The sequence below is a fragment of the Prosthecodimorpha hirschii genome (assembly GCF_001305515.1).
Classification (GTDB): Bacteria; Pseudomonadota; Alphaproteobacteria; order Rhizobiales; family Ancalomicrobiaceae; genus Prosthecodimorpha; species Prosthecodimorpha hirschii.
This window is the reverse complement of record NZ_LJYW01000001.1, coordinates 2,802,478-2,820,224: the sequence shown is the minus strand read 5'-3', so window position 1 is coordinate 2,820,224 and position 17,747 is coordinate 2,802,478. Positions and strand designations below refer to the sequence as shown.

General features: G+C 70.0%; 17 protein-coding genes. 6 read left to right on the top strand and 11 right to left on the bottom strand.

The genetic code is table 11. The features are described 5' to 3' along the window. Window positions 1-19: 19 nt before the first annotated feature. On the top strand, window positions 20-382 hold the full coding sequence (locus ABB55_RS12295) for an ArsR/SmtB family transcription factor (protein WP_200912021.1): 363 nt from the start codon (window positions 20-22) through the stop codon (window positions 380-382). 101 nt (window positions 383-483) lie between these two features. Here ABB55_RS12295 and ABB55_RS12290 read toward each other — a convergent pair whose 3' ends face one another. The 6 genes from ABB55_RS12290 to ABB55_RS12265 all read right to left on the bottom strand — a co-directional run bounded on the left by ABB55_RS12290 (window position 484) and on the right by ABB55_RS12265 (window position 8,286). Then, the gene (locus tag ABB55_RS12290) at window positions 484-1,668 is read right to left on the bottom strand and encodes a multidrug effflux MFS transporter (RefSeq protein ID WP_054359061.1); all 1,185 of its coding nucleotides are present in this window, start codon (window positions 1,666-1,668) and stop codon (window positions 484-486) included. Between the two features lie 209 nt (window positions 1,669-1,877). Next, on the bottom strand, window positions 1,878-2,471 hold the full coding sequence (locus tag ABB55_RS12285; protein ID WP_054359060.1) for a formyltransferase family protein: 594 nt from the start codon (window positions 2,469-2,471) through the stop codon (window positions 1,878-1,880). Window positions 2,472-2,812: 341 nt separating this feature from the next. Further along, a complete protein-coding gene (locus ABB55_RS12280) occupies window positions 2,813-3,397 on the bottom strand; it encodes a PRC-barrel domain-containing protein (protein WP_054359059.1) in 585 nt (194 codons plus the stop codon). A 397-nt stretch (window positions 3,398-3,794) separates the two neighbouring features. Further along, window positions 3,795-4,067, bottom strand: a complete 273-nt coding sequence (locus tag ABB55_RS12275) for a hypothetical protein (protein WP_054359058.1) — start codon at window positions 4,065-4,067, stop codon at window positions 3,795-3,797. A 315-nt stretch (window positions 4,068-4,382) separates the two neighbouring features. Next, window positions 4,383-5,999 (bottom strand): ABC transporter substrate-binding protein, encoded by a 1,617-nt coding sequence (locus tag ABB55_RS12270; RefSeq protein ID WP_083463567.1) that lies wholly within the window; start codon window positions 5,997-5,999, stop codon window positions 4,383-4,385. Window positions 6,000-6,033: 34 nt separating this feature from the next. Continuing rightward, window positions 6,034-8,286, bottom strand: coding sequence for an ATP-binding protein (locus tag ABB55_RS12265; protein ID WP_054359057.1), 2,253 nt, complete (start codon window positions 8,284-8,286; stop codon window positions 6,034-6,036). A 237-nt stretch (window positions 8,287-8,523) separates the two neighbouring features. Between ABB55_RS12265 and ABB55_RS12260 the strand changes: the two genes are divergently transcribed. From ABB55_RS12260 to ABB55_RS12250, 3 genes are all read left to right on the top strand, one after another. Next, window positions 8,524-9,108 carry a TetR/AcrR family transcriptional regulator gene (locus ABB55_RS12260; protein ID WP_054359056.1) on the top strand — a complete coding sequence of 195 codons (585 nt, stop codon included), beginning with the start codon at window positions 8,524-8,526 and terminating at the stop codon, window positions 9,106-9,108. Window positions 9,109-9,551: 443 nt separating this feature from the next. Continuing rightward, entirely contained in the window at window positions 9,552-10,361 is an 810-nt protein-coding gene (locus ABB55_RS12255; RefSeq protein ID WP_054359055.1) for an exodeoxyribonuclease III, read from the top strand. 101 nt (window positions 10,362-10,462) lie between these two features. Beyond that, window positions 10,463-10,999, top strand: coding sequence for an RNA 2'-phosphotransferase (locus ABB55_RS12250; RefSeq protein ID WP_054359054.1), 537 nt, complete (start codon window positions 10,463-10,465; stop codon window positions 10,997-10,999). Between the two features lie 36 nt (window positions 11,000-11,035). Here the strand turns inward: ABB55_RS12250 and ABB55_RS12245 are convergent, their stop codons facing one another. Continuing rightward, the gene (locus ABB55_RS12245) at window positions 11,036-11,635 is read right to left on the bottom strand and encodes a L,D-transpeptidase family protein (RefSeq protein WP_338053650.1); all 600 of its coding nucleotides are present in this window, start codon (window positions 11,633-11,635) and stop codon (window positions 11,036-11,038) included. 334 nt (window positions 11,636-11,969) lie between these two features. On the opposite strand from ABB55_RS12245, the gene ABB55_RS12240 reads away from it, so the two are divergent. Beyond that, on the top strand, window positions 11,970-12,653 hold the full coding sequence (locus ABB55_RS12240) for a response regulator transcription factor (RefSeq protein WP_054359053.1): 684 nt from the start codon (window positions 11,970-11,972) through the stop codon (window positions 12,651-12,653). A 132-nt stretch (window positions 12,654-12,785) separates the two neighbouring features. Then, on the top strand, window positions 12,786-13,238 hold the full coding sequence (locus ABB55_RS12235; RefSeq protein WP_054359052.1) for a cyclic nucleotide-binding domain-containing protein: 453 nt from the start codon (window positions 12,786-12,788) through the stop codon (window positions 13,236-13,238). A 362-nt stretch (window positions 13,239-13,600) separates the two neighbouring features. Here ABB55_RS12235 and ABB55_RS12230 read toward each other — a convergent pair whose 3' ends face one another. From ABB55_RS12230 to ABB55_RS12215, 4 genes are all read right to left on the bottom strand, one after another. Next, complete coding sequence (locus tag ABB55_RS12230) at window positions 13,601-15,184, bottom strand: DEAD/DEAH box helicase (RefSeq protein ID WP_054359051.1); 1,584 nt, start codon at window positions 15,182-15,184, stop codon at window positions 13,601-13,603. A 558-nt stretch (window positions 15,185-15,742) separates the two neighbouring features. Next, a complete protein-coding gene (locus ABB55_RS12225; protein WP_054359050.1) occupies window positions 15,743-15,961 on the bottom strand; it encodes a cold-shock protein in 219 nt (72 codons plus the stop codon). 254 nt (window positions 15,962-16,215) lie between these two features. Then, window positions 16,216-16,929, bottom strand: coding sequence for an ABC transporter ATP-binding protein (locus ABB55_RS12220; protein ID WP_054359049.1), 714 nt, complete (start codon window positions 16,927-16,929; stop codon window positions 16,216-16,218). Window positions 16,930-16,966: 37 nt separating this feature from the next. Next, entirely contained in the window at window positions 16,967-17,743 is a 777-nt protein-coding gene (locus ABB55_RS12215; protein WP_152982254.1) for an ABC transporter ATP-binding protein, read from the bottom strand. Between the last annotated feature and the right edge of the window lie 4 nt (window positions 17,744-17,747).

Here is a 17,747-nt window from a genome sequence, read left to right as displayed (position 1 = left end):
TCCGTCCAGGAGCCGCGTCGTGCCGGAGCCGACCATCGCCATCTCCGATCTGGTAGACGATTCGGCGATGCCGTCGCCGGCCCCGGACATCGAGATCGCGGCCTTGGGCCCGGCCGAGATCCGCAGCGCCGCGGAGGTCTTCAAGGGGCTCGGCCATGACGGGCGGCTCGCCGCCCTGGCCTTTCTGGCCGACGGCGAGAAGTCGGTCGGCGACATCTGCGACCATCTGCATCTGAACCAGCCGGCGACGTCGCAGATCCTGGCGGCGCTCAGGGCTTCGCGGCTGGTCGCGTTCCGGCGCGACGGCAAGAATGTGCTCTATCAACTCGCCGCCCCCGAACTCGCCGACCTGATCCGCATCGCCGGGCGGCTGAAATTCTGACCGGGCCGCAACGGTCCGGCGTCGCATCGGGGCTTTGGCTTCGCATCGGGGGTTTGGCTTCGCGTGGAGGGTTTGGCCGGTCGCCGTCCCGGGGGACCCGTTCAGACGCGGCGCGCGGCGATGACGCGTTCCGTGGCGAAGACGGCGAGCCCGACCACCGCGACGGTCCCGGCCAGCGCCCAGGCCGACCGCGCGGCCCCGGCGCCGACGACGATGCCGATGACGGCCGCCGCGGTCATCTGCAGGAGGCCGATCAGCGAGGAGGCCGCGCCGGCCCGCTCCGGGAAGGGCATCAGCGCGGACGCCTGGGTCAGCGGGAAGGCGATGCCGACGCCGATCATGTAGACCATCATCGGGGCGACGATCTCCAGGACATGACCCGGGCCGAAGGCGACGCCGGCCGCCATGGCCAGTCCGCCCGTGCCCATGGCGGCGGCGCCGACGCCGATCGCACGCGCCATGCCGGCCAGGCGGACCACGAAGCGACCGGTCACGGTGCCGAGCATGTAGGCGAGCGCGCAGGCGCCGAAGGCGAGGCCGTAGGCGATCTCGCCCAGCCCGTAGAGCCCCTGCAGGACGAAGGACGAGCCGGAAATGAAGGCGAACAGGCCGCCATAGGTGCCCGCGCACAGTAGCACATGCAGGCGGAAATGCTCCGAGCGGAGCAGGGCGCCGAAATCCGACAGGATCGCGACGACCGAGAGTGGCGATTCCAGGCGCTGCCGGACCGTCTCCGGCAGGTGCATGACGACGAACCACAGTGCCGTACCGGCCAGCGCCAGGGCGCCGAGAAAGTTGGCGCGCCAGCCGAGCGTCACCTCGAGACCCGCGCCGACCACCGGCGCGACCGCCGGCACGAAGGCCATGATGGTGCCCATCCGCGACAGTTCCTGGCCGGCCCGGTCGCCGGAATAGAGGTCGCGCACGATCGCCCGCGCGATCACGATCGGCCCGCAGGCGCCCAGGGCCTGGATGAAGCGGGCGGCGATCAGGGTCTCGATCGACCAGGCGAAGGCGCACAGCGCCGAGGCGAAGGCGTAGAGGCTGAGGCTGGCGATGAGAACCGGCTTGCGGCCGAGCCGGTCGGAAACCGGCCCGTACAGAACCTGCCCGATGGCAAAGCCGAACATGAAGCCCGACAGGGTCAGCTGGACCGCGGGGCTGTCGGCCTGCAGGGCGCGCCCGATCGCCGGCAGCGACGGGAGATACATGTCGGTCGACATGGGGCCGAGCGCGATGAGCAGCGCCAGGACCAGCGTCATGCCGAGGGTGTTGGGTTTCAGCACGGGAGATCACGCCCAGTTGGAGACGGGCGCGACCATCCTTCGGCAGCCTGCCGGACGCAAGGCCGAGCCGCTATGCGCATGCTGCGGGGATCGGGCCCGGCCGCGGCCGGCCCGAGCGCCGGAGCCCGGACCGCCGGAGCCCGGCCGGACCGCTGGACCCCCGCCACTGGCGCCCGGCCGCGGCGGCCCGGCCGTGGGAACCTGTCCGGTCAGGCGTCCTTGATCTTCGGCGCCCGGGTGGCGAACTGCTCGTCCTGCGGCAGCGACGGGATCGAGCCATGCTCGTTGGCGTGGCGGACCAGTCGGCCGATCAGCTTCAGACCGAGCGGCGCCAGGGCACGTTCCCACAATTCCCGGGCGGTCTCGCCCTTGCGGACGAAGCACCAGTCCTGCATGGCGATCGCGCCGGCATCCATCTTGTCGGCAAGATGGTAGATGGTGCCGCCGGCGATCGCGTCGCCCTCCTTGACGGTCCATTCGACCGCCGCGATGCCGCGATGCCGCGGCAGCAGAGACGGATGGTAGCCGACGCCGCCGAGCGGCGCCTTGGCGACCGCCTCGGCGGTGACGCGCGCATGGCTGTGCGCGGTCACGATCAGGTCGGTGCCGTCCGGGATCTCGCTCGCCGGCACGACCTTCGGGTCGGCCTGGACCGTGACCGGGATGCCCTTCTGCTCGGCCGCGGATTTCAGCCGGTCATCCGCCGTCGGAACCACAACGCCGATGACGTTGCCGCCCTCGGCCAGGATCGCATCGAGAGCCGCCGAACCGAAATAGCGGGAACCGACCACCGTGATCTTCATGTTTCCTCCCCGGATTGCCGTGCCGGACCTTGATCTGGCATTCGTTGTGCCAGCTTTGCGTCGCGACCGGAACCGTCCGCGGTCCTGGTGCGGCGGCCGGTCGCAACCCGCATCCTAGAGCATTTCGGGCCCGGGCGAAATCGTGCCGGCGAAAAGGAAATGCACCAGAGTCAAGGGCTTGAGCCGGCCCGCGGCGCGCCTCCTGCGGGCCGGTCGCGCTCCGACGCCCGCATCCGGCACCGCCGGCCGGCCGTCAGGGTGGCGCCAGGACCCAAGCGGAACGGCCCGGCGGGGTGCGCCGGGCCGTCCGATCCAGGGCCGCGACGCGGCTGCGGCGGCGGTTACTGCGGATTGACGGGCGTCTTCGGGGTCACCGGGCCGGAGCCGGTCGCCCCCGTGGTCGCGCTGCTGCCGGCGCTGCGCTTGTCGAGCTTCTTGAAGTCCGGAGCCGCCTTGAGGGCCTCCTTGGTGGTCGACATGGCGACCCGCGAGACCTGCGCGTTGTCCGGATCGCGGGTCACCTGCACCGCGTCGAACGGAACCGCGACATTCTTCTCGCCGATGCCGAGGAAGCCGCCGACGCCGATCACCACCGCCTGGGCCCGGCCGTCCCGGTCCAGAATCACGTCGTCGATCTCGCCGATCGTCTCGTTGGCCGAACCGCGCACCGTGGCGCCGATCAGGCCCGAGGCGAGCATCTGGTCGGGCATCTGCTGCTGCACGAAGGTGATGCTGGTCCGGCCGGTCGTGGTGGTGGTGGTCGTCGTCGCGCCGGTGGTCGTGCCGACCGGCGGATTCACGACGCCGGGGGTCGAGGTGCCGATCGGCGGGGTGATGGTGCCGGGGGTCTTGGTATCGCTCTGGGCCATGGCGCCGGTGAACGGAACAGCCACCAGGGCGGAGATCATCAGGGCACGCTTCATCATGGGCTTTCTTCCTTCTATAGGGAGGGCGCAATTCGCGCTCTTGGGATCAACCGACAAACACTGGAATTGGTTCCGAACAATACAGACAAAGGGGGGCCCTATTGCTTCGCTCAAGTGTGTCGGCGATCCGGATATTCGTTCCGCCGCGCCAAAAAAATACGGCCGACCGCTGGGGAGCGATCGGCCGCCAAGGTCAGGAAGGGGAACGTCTCTGCGTCCGGACGTCCGCCGAAGCCTGACGCCCGACCGTCCAACGCGTGACGGTGCGGCGGGTTCCGCGGCGGATCGAAAAAAATTCGACGGCGCACGATCGCGGGCGTGTCCGCCGGCAACGGCGAAACCGGAGCCGCCCAGGGGGCGCTCCGGCTCGTCGTCGCGGCATCAGGCCGGCAGCGGATCAGTAGCAGAAGGTCTTGTTCTTCCAGACCGGACCCCAGGGGGTGTGGACCAGCTTCGGCTTCACCACGCAGCCGCCGCCGTAGTAGCCGCCGTAATACGGGCCGCCGTAGTAGGGGCCGCCATAGTAGGGGCCGCCGTAGAAGTGATGACCGTGATGGCCGCCCTGGACCTTGATGACCACCTTGGCTTCGGCGGCGGAGGTGGCGGCGACGGTGCCGGTGGCGAGGGCGGCGGTGGCGGCCAGCGCCATCATGGTCTTACGCATGATCATGTCGGTGTCTCTCTCTTTCGGCTCGGACCGTCGATCGATCCGTCATGAGGAGACAATGCAACCGCGGCGCTGAACCCGTTCTGAGGCGGGCGTTCATCCAATCTGCAGGATTCGGCAAGTCGGACGCGGCCGCGCCCGAAGGCGGCTGCCGAAAATCACTCCGAACCCGGCATTCTGTCATCCCAGGGCTTGTCCCGGGGATCCAGTGCGATGGCCAAGTCCTTGGAAAGTCTGGATCCCCGGGACAAGACCGGGGATGGCAGAGTTGAAACGGGCCGCGTCTGATCGCGTTCCGACGCGGTTTTCAGCAATCTGCTAGGGCTCCAGATCGACGCCGTCGAAGGGATAGCGGCCGAGCGGGTCCATGCGGAAGCCGGTCACCTCCTTGCGGGTCGCCATGTAGACGACCGAATGGGCGATCGGCACCCAGGGCGCGTCGGCCTTGGCGATGACCTGGGCCTCGCGATAGTAGCGCTCGCGCTCGGTCTGGATCGCGGTTTCCTTGGCGCGGGTGATCAGCTGGTCGAAATCGGCATTGCACCACTTGGCGACATTGTTGCCACCGGCGCGCGCGGCCGTGCAGCCGAGCATGGTGTCGAGGAAATTGTCCGGGTCGCCGTTGTCGCCGGTCCAGCCGAACAGGGCCATCGGCGCCTCGCCGGCCTGCAGGCGGGCGCGGTAGGAACTCCATTCGTCGGTGACCAGCTTCAGCCGGATGCCGACCTTGGCGAGATCGGTCTGGATCAGTTCGGCGATGCGCTTGCCGTTCGGATTGTAGGGGCGGCTGACCGGCATGTACCAGAGTTCGGTCTCGAAGCCCTGCGCCAGCCCCGCCTCGGCGAGCAGCTTGCGGGCGGCGGCCGGGTCGTAGGGATAGTCCTTCACGTCGTCGTTGTAGGACCAGAGCGTCGGCGGGATCGGGTTCTTGGCCGGCGTGCCGGCGCCGCCATAGACGGCGGCCACGATGGTCTGCTTGTCGATCGCCATGTTGACGGCACGCCGGACGCGCAGGTCGTCGAACGGCGCCCGCGTGACGTTGAGCGACATGTAGCCGATGTTCAGCCCTTCCAGTCTGAGCAGCCGCAAGGCCGGATCGGCCTCGATGCGCCGGATGTCGGCCGGGTTCGGGAAGGCCATGACGTGGCATTCGCCGGCCTTCAGCTTGGTCAGCCGCACCGCCGGATTGGGCGTGATGGAGAAGACCAGCGTGTCGAGCGGCATGCGCCCGCCCCAATAGTCCGGGAACACGCGATAGCGGATCGCGACGTCCTTCTGGTAGGAGACGAACGAGAACGGCCCGGTGCCGATCGGCTCCAGATCGAGCTGTTCGGGATGGCCCTGGCGGAGCAGCAGGTCGGCATATTCGGCCGAATGCACGACATTGAACGACATCGCCAGATTGGCCAGGAACGGCGCGTTCGGCCGCTTCAGGCGGATCACCACGGTGCGCGCGTCGCGCTTCTCGATGGCGTCGAGAAGCTCGGACATGGCCAGGTCCTTGAAGTAGTCGTAATTGCCGCCCGAGACCTTGTGGTAGGGGTGATCCTCCTTCCACTGCCGCATCAGCGAGAAGACCACGTCGTCGGCGTTCATGGTCCGCGACGGGGTGAAGACGGCGTTGGAATGGAACTTCACGCCCTCGCGCAGCCGGAAGGTATAGACCCGACCGTCCTGCGAGATGGTCCAGGATTCGGCCAGTCCCGGCAGGATGCGGGTGCCGCCCGGCTCGAACTCGACCAGCGAGTTGAACATCGGCTTGCCGGCCGTGACCCCGGTGGTGGTGGTAACGAGCTGCGGGTTGAGCGCCTCCGGATTGCCCTCCGAGCAGTAGACCAGCGTCTTGGCGGCGGCGGGCAGCGGCGTCGCCAGGGCGGCGGCGGCCAGGAGGGGAGCGGCCAGGATGAGAGCGCGTGGCGTGCGGGCGAGGATCATCGGAGGGCCTCCGGAGCGAAGGGAGCGGGACGGGTCATGCGGATTGGCGCAGCGCCTCGGGGCCGCCGAGGGTCGCCGGGATGTCGATGACGAAGCGGGTGCCCTCGCCGGGCTTGGAGAAGATCTGGATCTGCCCCTGCAGCGTGACCGTGACGATGTTGTGCACGATATGCAGGCCGAGGCCGGTGCGGCCGCGGTCGCGGCCGGTCGTGTAGAAGGGGTCGAACACCTTCGGCAGATGCTCGGCCGCGATGCCGCTGCCGTCGTCGGAGAACTCGATGCGCACCCAGCCGGGCTTCGGGTCGGTGACCACGATCGACAGCACGCCGGAGCGGCCGTCCCGGAAGGCGTGATCGCGCGCATTGGTGATCAGGTTGGTGACCACCTGGGCCAGGCTGCCCGGATAGCTGTCGAGCACCAGCCCGTCCGGACAGTCGATCCGGATCTGGTGGCCGGATTTGCGCAGCACCGGCGACAGGCTGGTCAGCACCTCCTTCAGCCATTCCTGCATCTCGAAGGCGCGCCGCTCGCCGCTGGCCTGGTCGGCGGCGACCTGCTTGAAGCTGTGCACCAGTTCGGCCGCCCGGTAGAGATTGGCGAACAGCAGGCGCGAGCCCTCGGTCAGCCGCTCGACCGCGCGGGTCAGGTCGGAGCGCAGCAGACGCCCGGTCTCCGCCCCCTCCTTCAGCCGCTTGACCTCGCCGTCGAGCGCCGTCGACGTGGTCAGCGCGATGCCGACCGGCGTGTTGATCTCATGCGCCACGCCGGCGACCAGCTGGCCGAGCGAGGCGAGCTTCTCGGCCTGGATCAGGTTGGTCTGGGTCTCCTTCAATTCCGCCAGCGCCGCGTCGGCCCGCTCCTTGGCGCCGATCAGGTCGCGCTCGCGCCGGCCAAGCTCGGCGACGAAGAAATTCGCCGCCCGCGCCATGGCGCCGAGCTCGTCGTTGCGGTCCGCGCCGGTGACCCGGCCGCGCGAGGGATCGGCGGCGAGCGCGCGCATGTCGTCGCGCAGCCGCATCAGCGGGCCGGTGATCGACAGCGCCACGATCCAGGCGGTGATCGAGCCGAGCAGCAGGCCGAGCCCGGTGCCGATCAGCAGCATGGTGCGGACGAAGCCGTCGATGCGCTCGGCATTGGCGGCGAAGCGCTCGTTGAGCGTGTCGGCATGGCGGGTCATGTCCGCCGCGGTCGCGTCCATGCGCGCCAGGATGCGGTTCTGCTCCTGCAGCCCGTCGCGGGTGGTGGTCAGGCGCTGGCGCCACTGATCGATGGAATCGATCATTTCGGTCTGGATCAGCGGTGAGATCGGCAGGCTCGACACGGTGGTGCCGAGGCTCGCGCTTTCCGCCAGGATCGCCGCCACGGTCTCGACATCGCGGGCAGCCAGCGCGTCGACGGTGCGCCGGCCGAGCTTCAGGGTCTGGATCGCGATGGTCTGGGTCGCCTGCTCGGTCTCGGAGGCCTGCACCGAATAGGTCAGGAGCTGGGTGATCTCCTCGTGCAGCGAGCGCTGGTCGGTGGCGTTGACCTTGATCAGGCGTTCGATCCAGTCGGTCAGCGCGGTTGCGTCGCTGCCCCCGACCGCCGCGGCCGGGATCATGGCGCGCAGCTCGTCGGCCTCGTCGACCTTGTCGGAGGTGCGCAGCAGGGTCTCGACATCCTCCGCCGCCGCATTCGCCCGCGCGATGCCGGTCGGGGTCGGCCCGCCCGCATGGGCTTCGAGCCGGATCGCCAGGATCGCGGCGCGCAGTTCCTGGGCCTTGTCGACGATGTCGCGCGCGATGCGCAGCCGCCGGTCGCCCTCGGTGATCGAGGTGACGATGTCGGCGTTCGAGGCATGCTGGCGCGCGCGCGCCGTGTCGGTCAGCGCGATCAGGGCGGCCGCACGGGCGTTCATCTCCTGGACCAGATGGTCGTTGCGCCGGGTGACCAGGCTCAACTCCTCCATCTCGCGGCTGTAGAGCTCGAGCGCCCGGCGCACCTCGACCACCACCGGCAGGAACTCGCCCTCAGACGGGCCCTTCAGATCCTCCAGGCGCGCCCGCGCGCGGCCGGCGAATTCGACGAAGCGTTCCGCGCCGCGCGTGCGGTCCTGCGCCTGCACGCGGATGAAGTCGTCGCGCGCGATCGAGACCGCGGCGAGGTCGCGGGTCGCGGCGCTGGCCAGCACGGCGCCGCGCCGCGCCTGCTCCGCCTCGTCGAGCAGAAGCCAGGCGACCAGCGCGATCGCGGCCGCGATCGTAATCGGGATGCCGCCGACCAGGGCGACCTTGTAGCGTATCCGCATCTGCCGAAGCCATTCCGTCCCGACATGCGTCGGAGCCGCTCTTGCCTGATCCGCACCGACCCATTCGGTTCTTAGCAGGTCGTCGGCGCGGAGGCGATGGTTGCGGACCGGCCTCAGCGGAAACCCCCGGACGCTGGCCCGGCCGAGCCGGCCGGGCCGGCTTCGGCTGCGCCGGCTTCCGTGGCGCGCGGATGGCGCTATGCTGGCGGCACGGGCAGGGTGTCGGGGAGGCTGTCCATGGCGGCGAGGCGGCAGACGCGCGAAAGGCTGGTCCATGCGGCCGCCGACCAGTTCTGGGCGGTGGGCTACGAGACCGCGACGCTCGCCGCCATCGCCACGTCGGCCGGCGTGCCGCCCGGCAACGTCTTCTATCATTTCCCGACCAAGGCCGATCTCGCCCGCGCCGTGACGGCGCTGTTCGTGGCCGAGGCGGCCGGGACGCTGGCCGAGATCGACCGGCGCGGCGGCGATCCGGCCCGGCGCATCGCCGCCTTCTTCGACCTCATCGCCGACACGGTCGCCTCGCGGGTGGCGCGCGGCTGTCCGATCGCCCGGGCGACGCGGGACTTCCCGGCCGACGCGGAGACCGGCGGGCCCGCGCACGTGTTCCGCATCATGATCGCCGGGCTGGCCGCCCGGCTCGCCGAGGCCGGGCGGGCCGATGCCGAGGCGGCCGCGCGCGCGGCGTTGGCGCGCTGGCAGGGGGCCATCGTGCTGGCGGCAGGGCTCGGCGACGCGGCCATCCTGGCCGCCGAGATCGCCGCCCTGCGCGCGGAATTCGGCGGGCCGGGCGCAGCGCCGGCGGTCATCACATCGATTTGAGGCGGATCCGCCGCCTTGAGGGCGGCTGTCAGCTTTCTGTAATCTTGAAATGGCCAGGCCGCACGCCACATTGACGCTCACAGGCGGTCGCCCATTCTTCGGTCGTGTCCCCCGTCGCACCGAGGGCGATCCGCCGCGATCGGTGTTCCCTCCCGATCGGGCGCGTCCGCAAGGCCGCGCGAGCGCTCCGTCTCCCCCCGGGACGGAGCGCTTTCTTTATCGGCCGCGACCACGCCGGCGCCGCCGGCGGTCGGGGATCCGGCCCGGGGAACCCGGCACGGGGATCCGGCACGGGGCTGTCGGCGAGATGCCGGTGCATGCGCGCGGTTTCCCGCGCGGCCGGCGATTTCCTCGGGCTGCGGGATGGTCTAGGTTCCGGTCAAACCCTGATGCGACCGGCCGCGCGTGGCCGTCAGCCCCGTGGCGCCGATCCGAGATCCTGCATGGCCCGTTCCTTCACCCTCGCCACCTGGAACATCAATTCCGTCCGCATCCGCACCGACCTGGTCGAAAGGCTGGCGGCGGAGCGCGCGCCGGACGTGCTCTGCCTGCAGGAGATCAAGTGCCCGGAGGCGAATTTCCCGGCATCGGTCTTCCGCAAGCTCGGCTACGTCCATCAGGCGATCAACGGCCAGAAGGGCTATCACGGCGTCGCGGTGCTCTCGCGCCTGCCGTTCGCGGCGATCGACCGGCGCGGCTTCTGCGACAAGGGCGACGCGCGCCACATCGCGGTGACCGTCGACGACGGCGGCGACGGCGTCGAGATCCACAATCTCTATGTTCCCGCCGGCGGCGACGAGCCGGACGCGACCCTCAACGAGAAATTCGCCCACAAGCTCCAGTTCCTCGACGAGATGGCCGCATGGATCGGCAAGGCGCCGGCCGGCCGGGCCTCGATCGTGGTCGGCGATCTCAACATCGCGCCGCTCGAGCACGATGTCTGGTCGCACAAGCAGCTTCTCGGCGTGGTCAGCCATACCCCGGTCGAGACCGCCGCCCTGGAGGCGATCCGCACCGGCGGCGGCTGGGTCGACGCGATGCGCAGCCACATCCCCGTCCCGCAGAAGCTCTATACGTGGTGGAGCTACCGCTCGGCCGACTGGTCCGCCGCCGACAAGGGCCGCCGCCTGGACCATGTCTGGGCCTGCCCGGCCGTCGCCCCGCGCGTCGCCGCAATCGAGGTGCTGCGCGCCGCGCGCGGCTGGGATCGCCCCTCCGACCATGTCCCGGTGATCGCCCGCATCGAACGGTGAGGGCGCCCGTCGCGTGGGCGGCGGTTTTTCAGTCGCTCAGGGAATGGTATGAGACGCGATGGCGGTACCATGGCTGGGGCGCCATCCCGGGAGGATCATCGGTGGACACCAAGGCCCTCAGCCGGAGCGTCGCCCATGCGCTGCGCCACGAGCCCTGGCTCTACGAGCTGGAACTGGACGAGACCGGCGCGGTCGCGGTCGCGGACCTGATCGCAGGCCTGAAGCGCGAGCGGCCGGACTGGCGCGATCTCGTCCCCGCCGATCTCGACACCATGCTGGCGACGGCGTCCAAGACCCGCTTCGCGATCGAGCACGGCCGCATCCGCGCCATCTACGGCCATTCGCTGCCGCAGCGACTGGAACGCATCGCAGCGGCGCCGCCCGCGATCCTGTTCCACGGCACGTCACCCGAGGCGGCGGCGGCGATCCGCACCGACGGGCTCCGGCCGATGGGCCGCCAGTATGTCCATCTCTCGACCGACCGGGCGACCGCCGCCGAGGTCGGCCGGCGCAAGGCCGACACGCCCGTGATCCTGACCGTCGCCGCCGGCGAGGCCGCAGCCGCCGGCCATGCCTTCTATGCCGGCCACGACAAGGTCTGGCTCGCCGACCACGTCCCGCCGCAGTTCATCGCCTGATCACCGCCCGCGCGTCATCCCCTGACCGCCAGTGTGTCATCCCCTGACCGCCAGCACGGCACCGGGACGCAAGCGGGCGAGTAGGCGGCGCATGGCGGGCAGGGTGACGGCGACGCAGCCGGCCGTCGGGGCGGGGTCCGGGCGGGTCAGGTGGAAGAAGATCGCGCTGCCGCGCATTTGGCTGCGGCGGGTGACGTTCCAGTCGAGCACGACGACAACGTCATAGACGGAATCGTCGCGCCACAGCGCCTCGTGGGACGGGGCGAAGGGCAGCCGGACGGGGCGGTTGTAGCGGCCGTCGCCGGGCGCGTCGCACCAGCCGTCGTCGCGGCGCAGCGCGCTGACCGGCAGGCGCGTCGCCGGGCGCGCGATGCGGTCGGCGCGGTACAGCACCGCGAGCACCCGCATGGCGGCGACCGGAGTCGCGCCGTCGCCCTCGCGCTTGAAGCGGGTGATGCCGGTGCGGCCGAGCCGGCACGGCACGGCGAGCGCGCCCAGCCGGATCAGGCCCTCGGTCGGGCGGCCGGGCCGGACCTGGACGACGAGGCGGGCAGGGGGTGGGCGGTCGGGCGATAGGCGGGCGGGCGATGGGCTGGCGACGGGCGAGGGACCGGTGGAGGAGCGGCGCTGCGGCATGGACGGACGGGACCGGGTTCGAAGCGGCGGGGGCGAACGGCGCGCGCCGGTGGCTGCGGGCTCGAAAGGGGGGGCTGCCCGCGACGGGCGCGGCGAAGCCCCAGGGTGGACGACGCACAAGGATGACCGGCCGTCCGGACCGCGGCAAGGCCCGGCGATCCGGCGGCCGTCCGCCTCACGCCGGTCTCGCGCAGGCGTGAGCGCGGTGCGAAACCATGGCGGGACGGCGTGCCTTGAACTCGACACCGAACGATGGTTTTTTGTCACCCCCACCGTCTGGCCGAATTCTTCGCGCCGGACCCACTGTCGATTCCGCGTACGAGGATAGCTGTCCATGGCGGCGCGCAAGATTCTCATCTGCGACGACGATACCGATCTTCGCGAAGGTCTCGTCGAGCAGTTGTCTCTCTACGAGGAATTCGAGACGCAGCAAGCCGATACGGCCGCCAAGGGCGTGCAGCTGGCGCGCACCGAACATGTCGATCTCTTGATCATGGATGTCGGCCTGCCGGACATGGACGGGCGTGAAGCCGTCCGGCTCCTGCGCAAGAACGGGTTCAAGGCGCCGATCATCATGCTGACCGGGCACGACACCGATTCGGACACGGTGCTCGGCCTGGAGGCCGGCGCCAACGACTATGTCGCCAAGCCGTTCAAGTTCGCCGTGCTGCTCGCGCGCCTGCGCGCCCACATGCGCCAGCACGAGCAGACCGAGGACGCGACCTTCACGATCGGCCGCTACACCTTCCGCCCCGCCGCCAAGCTGCTGCTCGACGAGCGCGGTTCCAAGGTCCGGCTGACCGAGAAGGAGACCGCGATCCTGAAGTATCTCTACCGGACCGGCGAACGCTCGGTGTCGCGCGACGTGCTGCTGCACGAGGTCTGGGGCTACAATTCCGGCGTCACCACCCACACGCTGGAAACCCACATCTATCGGCTGCGCCAGAAGATCGAGCGCGATCCGTCCAATGCGGAACTGCTGGTGACGGAATCCGGGGGTTACAAGCTCGTCCCGTGAATTTCGCCCCCGCCCGGACGCTTTTTCGATTATACCCACACGACCTTGCCGGCAGGCTCCGGCAGTGCGTGGTGCCATGATTCGGCGCAACCGGGCCGGACGGAAGCGTGATGGGTTGAGAAGCCGCGTCGAATGACACTCGAGCGAGACATCGAAGTCCTGCGGCGCGTGCCCCTGTTTGCCGACCTTCCGTCGGAGCCCTTGAAGTTGCTCGCCTTCAGCGCCGAGGCCCGCTATCTCGGCGACCGCACCACCCTGTTCCTGCAGGGCGACCGCGCCGACAGCAGCTTCGTCGTGGTGTCCGGACGGATCGACCTGAAGCGCGGCACCCGCCTGGTCGCCTCGGCCCCGCCCGGCGCCCTGATCGGCGAGGTCGCCCTGGTGATCGAGGCGGAGCGGCCGGCCAGCGCGATCGCCGCCGGGCCGAGCACGGTGATCGAAATCCGCCGCCAGACCTTTCGCCGCGTGCTCGAAGAATATCCGGAGGTCGTGCGCGCCCTGCAGCATCGCCTCGCGGCCCGGCTGGCCGCCCTCAGCCCGGATCTCGCCGCCGCCGCCAATGCCCGCAGCAGCCGCGAAGGCTGATACCGACGGTCATGGAATGATCGTCGGTATTCGATACGCGGATTTCTCATGCCTCTGACGCCTATGAGAAATTCGCGTTACTTCAACGGCCCGATGCGTCAGCATCCTGGGACGTTGGTATGATCCCGTCCTGCCGGCGACCGGCCCCGCAAACGCGCCCCCAAACCGCAATCCAAAAGGAAAAGCCGGCGCACCCTGGGGGAGCACCGGCTTTGGTCGTCGATGGCGTTGTGGCGGGCGGTCGCGGATCGCTCGGACCTGACCCGTGCGGGTCGCACCGGTCGGACCGGGCCCGGACCATCACCGCATGCGCGATCCGCAGGACACGCGACGGACGGGGACCCATCCGTCGCGTTCGATCCTCAGCGGCCGTCGGTGCCGATGCTGCGGACGAGGTCGCCGAAGCTGCCGCCGCGGCCCTGACGGTTCTCGCTGCGCGGACGGGACTCGCTGCGCGGGCGGTTCTCGCCGCGCGGCGCATGACCGGCGGGCTTGCGCGCGTCGCGGCCTTCGCCGTGACGGACCGGTTCGCCGGACCGGCGATCGGCCTCGGCACGCGGCGGACGGGCGTCGCGAGCCGGGCGCGCGTCGCGGGTCATCTCGCCGCCTGCGCCGGACCGGGTCCGCGGCTTGTCGCTGCGCGGGCCATCGGCGCGGGGCGTCTGCTCGTCCCGGCGGCCGTCGCCGCGGCCATGGGCGCCGCGCGCGGCGTCGCCGCGACCGGGGCCCTGACGGCCGCGTCCGCCGTTGCGGCGGGCGTCGCCCTGCGGCTCAGGCCGCTGCAGGGGCGGAAGGGGCGCGGAGGGGGCCGCATAGACGATCTCGTCCGGCTCGTCGCGCCGCGGCACCTTGCGGCGCATCAGCTTCTCGATGTCGGCGAGGAATTCGGTCTCCTCGGAGGTGCAGAAGGCGATCGCCCGGCCCGTGGCGCCGGCACGGCCGGTGCGGCCGATGCGGTGCACGTAGCTTTCGGCGATGTTGGGCAGGTCGTAGTTGACGACCAGCCCGACGCCGTCCACGTCGATGCCGCGGGCGGCGATGTCGGTCGCGATCAGCACCGGCGTGGAGCCGTCGCGGAAGGCGGCGAGCGCCCGCTCGCGCTGCGGCTGGCTCTTGTTGCCATGGATCGCCGCCGACGGGATGCCGGCGCGCTCGAGCAGGCGGACGACCTTGTCGGCGCCGTGCTTGGTGCGGGTGAAGACGATCGCGCGGTCGTCGAGATTGCTCAAGACATGCGCGAGCAGCGCCGGCTTGCGCTCGCCGCGCGTCATGATCACCGCCTGGTCGACCGTCTCGGCCGCCGTGGCGACCGGGGCGACGGCGACTTCGACCGGATCGTGCAGGAAGCGGGCCGCCAGTTCGCGGATCGGCTTCGGCATGGTGGCCGAGAAGAACAGGCTCTGGCGCTTGGCCGGGACCAGCGAGGCGATCCGGCGCAGGGCGTGGATGAAGCCGAGATCGAGCATCCGGTCGGCTTCGTCGAGGACCAGAACCTCGACGGCGCCGAGCTTCAGGTCGCCGCCGTCGACGAGGTCGAGCAGGCGGCCGGGGGTGGCGACCAGGATGTCGAGGCCGCCGGACAGGGCCCGGCGCTGGCGGCCGATCGGCACGCCGCCGAAGGCGGTCGCCGAGGTGATCTTGAGGAAGCGGCCATAGGCGCGGATGCTCTCCTCGATCTGGGAGGCGAGCTCGCGCGTCGGCGCCAGGATGAGGACGCGGATGGTGCGCGGCACCGGCGCCTTCGGGGTGGCGGCGAGGCGCTGCAGGATCGGCAGCGAGAAGGCGGCCGTCTTGCCGGTGCCGGTCTGGGCGGCGCCGACCACGTCGCGGCCTTCGAGCACGCGCGGGATGGCCTGGGCCTGAATCGGAGTCGGGGTGTCGTAGCCTTCGGCGGCGAGCGCCTTGAGAAGCGGCGCGGCCAGGCCGAGAGCGGAGAACTGGGTCAAGCGGACATGACTTTCTTGGGGTCCGGCTCCAGGCCGGACGGGTGACGGGGACGGGTCCGCGTCGGTCGGCTCCGCACGAGTCGGGAGCCCCGGGGACCGGGCGCCGGCGGGAATCTCCCGGGGGCGGCACCCTTCCATCCACGTGAACGGATTTCGTGTTCTTCACATGAATGGAGCGATGAAAAATCGCGACGGCAAGTTTGCCGCAAGCGGGGCAGGGCGGCCGAACCGGCCGGCAAAGTCCACTTGCTGAGGCGGCGCCTCCGATCCGGATGGTGCAGGGCGGCGTGGCTTGGGGGCAAAGGCTCCCGGCTGCGGCCTGCACGCGGAGGAGGCGACCCGTGCGCCGTATCCTGAAGGAGGATCGGCCGTCGCGGCCCGGTGGCAGCCAGTCCCCGTGGGGTCCGTCCCCATCTCGGGGATATGCTGCACCGAACCAAGCGGCGCGCGAGAGGCCCGCGCGCCGAACCGTCTCACCGGAGAGCGGCGGTCAGGCTGGATCGGATGAGATCATCCGTCCGAATCCTGGCGCCGAAAACCGGCTTTGAGTGGCTCTTGTCAGGCCGACTGCTTGACGACCAGATTGCCGGCAGAGGACTTGCCGGTGCGGCGATCGGTGAGAACCTCGTAGGAGATCGGCTGACCTTCCGCGAGCTCATAGATGCCGGCGCGCTCGACAGCGCTGATATGGACGAACACGTCCTTGCCGCCGTCGTCGGGCTGGATGAATCCATAGCCCTTCTGCGCGTTGAACCACTTCACTTTTCCGGTCGCCATTGGACCATTCCTTCTAGACATAAGATCGACGCCCACGCGGACGCTCGTGCCCGCGCGGTGCGCAACAACCGAGATTTTTGGAAGGCGTGACGTCCGAGACGCTCAACGCGTCGAGGGCCAATACCGGGCCGCAATCTGATTGCACTCGACAGATAGGCTCGAACGAAAGCGAAGTCAAGATTTATCCGCAGGCATTCTGCGAAACGTCAGTCTCACTGACGAATCCGATCGCGCAAAGCATCGCCGGATGGCCGCTATATTCCCAGGTAGGCGGCCCGCACCCGGTCGTCGGCCAGCAGACTTGCGGCCTCGCCTTCATGTGCAATTTTACCGGTTTCGATCACGTAACCTCGGTCGGCGATCGACAAGGCGGCGGCGGCATTCTGTTCGACCAGAAATACAGTGACGCCGCGCTGCTTGAGCGAGGCGATGATCTCGAAGATCTGATCGACCAGGATCGGCGCCAGCCCCATCGACGGTTCGTCGAGCAGCAGGAGCTTCGGCCGGCTCATCAGGGCGCGGCCCATCGCCAGCATCTGCTGCTGTCCGCCGGAGAGGCCGCCGGCCGGCGTCGCGCGGCGCGCCTTGAGCATGGGGAAGAGTTCGTAGACGGCTTCCATGTCGGCGGCGATCGCGTCGTCGCGGCGCCGGTAGGCGCCGAGGCGCAAATTGTCCTCGATCGACAGCGGTGCGAAGATCTGGCGGCCCTCCGGCACCTGCGCGATGCCGCGGTCCACGCGGGCATGCGGGGCGAGCCGGGTGACATCCTCGCCGAGGAAGCGCACGCTGCCGCCGATGACCGGCTGGACGCCCGAGATGGCGCGCAGCAGCGTGGTCTTGCCGGCCCCATTGCCGCCGACCAGGCTGACGATCTCGCCGGCATTGACCGTCACCGAGACGCCCTTCAGCGCCTTGACGCGGCCATAGGCGGAGGCGAGGTCGGCGACCTCCAAGAGCGTCTCTTGCATGGGCGTCTCGGGCATGGGCGTCTCACGCGTGGGCGTCTCAGGCATGGGCCGCCTCCCGGGCGCCGTGGCGGCCGAGATAGGCCTCGACCACCTTCGGGTGGGTACGGATGTCCTGCGGCCGCCCTTCCGCAAGCGTCTCGCCATAGTTCAGCACATGGATGCGGTCGGAGATGCGCATGACCAGCTTCATGTCGTGCTCGACCAGGACGACGGTGACGCCCATGGCGGCGATCCTGCGGATGACCTCTTCGATCTCGCCGGTTTCGACCGGGTTGCAGCCGGCGGCCGGTTCGTCGAGCAGCAGGAGCGAGGGTTCGGTGGCGAGCGCGCGGGCGATCTCCAGGCGCTTGGCGGCGCCGTAGGGCAGCGCGCCGGCCGGCGTGTCGGCCTCGCCTTCGAGCCCGATCAGGGCGAGGAGCTCCATCGCGCGCGCCCGGCTCGCCCGGTTGTCGCGCCCGCCGAGCCCGAGGAGATGCGCCGCCACGTTGCGGCTCTCCTTGAGGTGGCGCCCGACCATGACATTCTCGGCCGCGCTCATGCGGGCGAAGATCTGCAGGTTCTGGAAGCTGCGCGACAGGCCGCGGGCGGCGAGCCGGTTCGGCGGTTCGCCGGTGACCGTCGTGCCGGCGAGCTTCACGGACCCCGACTGCGGCCGGTAGACGCCCGAGACGATGTTGAAGAGCGTGGTCTTGCCGGCGCCGTTCGGGCCGATGACCGAGAAGATCTCGCCCTTCTCGACCCGGAAGCAGACATTCGACAGCGCCTTCAGGCCGCCGAAGGCGATCGAGATGCCGTCGAGTTCGAGGATCGGCACGGTG

Excerpts from the sequence above, each read along its gene's own strand:
- ABB55_RS12285 (WP_054359060.1), bottom strand. The coding sequence starts at position 2,471 with ATGAAGATCACGGTGGTCGGTTCCCGCTATTTCGGTTCGGCGGCTCTC.
- ABB55_RS12280 (WP_054359059.1), bottom strand. The coding sequence starts at position 3,397 with ATGATGAAGCGTGCCCTGATGATCTCCGCCCTGGTGGCTGTTCCGTTC.
- ABB55_RS12275 (WP_054359058.1), bottom strand. The coding sequence starts at position 4,067 with ATGATCATGCGTAAGACCATGATGGCGCTGGCCGCCACCGCCGCCCTC.
- ABB55_RS12270 (WP_083463567.1), bottom strand. The coding sequence starts at position 5,999 with ATGATCCTCGCCCGCACGCCACGCGCTCTCATCCTGGCCGCTCCCCTC.
- ABB55_RS12265 (WP_054359057.1), bottom strand. The coding sequence starts at position 8,286 with ATGCGGATACGCTACAAGGTCGCCCTGGTCGGCGGCATCCCGATTACG.
- ABB55_RS12260 (WP_054359056.1), top strand. The coding sequence starts at position 8,524 with ATGGCGGCGAGGCGGCAGACGCGCGAAAGGCTGGTCCATGCGGCCGCC.
- ABB55_RS12255 (WP_054359055.1), top strand. The coding sequence starts at position 9,552 with ATGGCCCGTTCCTTCACCCTCGCCACCTGGAACATCAATTCCGTCCGC.
- ABB55_RS12245 (WP_338053650.1), bottom strand. The coding sequence starts at position 11,635 with ATGCCGCAGCGCCGCTCCTCCACCGGTCCCTCGCCCGTCGCCAGCCCA.
- ABB55_RS12240 (WP_054359053.1), top strand. The coding sequence starts at position 11,970 with ATGGCGGCGCGCAAGATTCTCATCTGCGACGACGATACCGATCTTCGC.
- ABB55_RS12235 (WP_054359052.1), top strand. The coding sequence starts at position 12,786 with ATGACACTCGAGCGAGACATCGAAGTCCTGCGGCGCGTGCCCCTGTTT.
- ABB55_RS12225 (WP_054359050.1), bottom strand. The coding sequence starts at position 15,961 with ATGGCGACCGGAAAAGTGAAGTGGTTCAACGCGCAGAAGGGCTATGGA.
- ABB55_RS12220 (WP_054359049.1), bottom strand. The coding sequence starts at position 16,929 with ATGCAAGAGACGCTCTTGGAGGTCGCCGACCTCGCCTCCGCCTATGGC.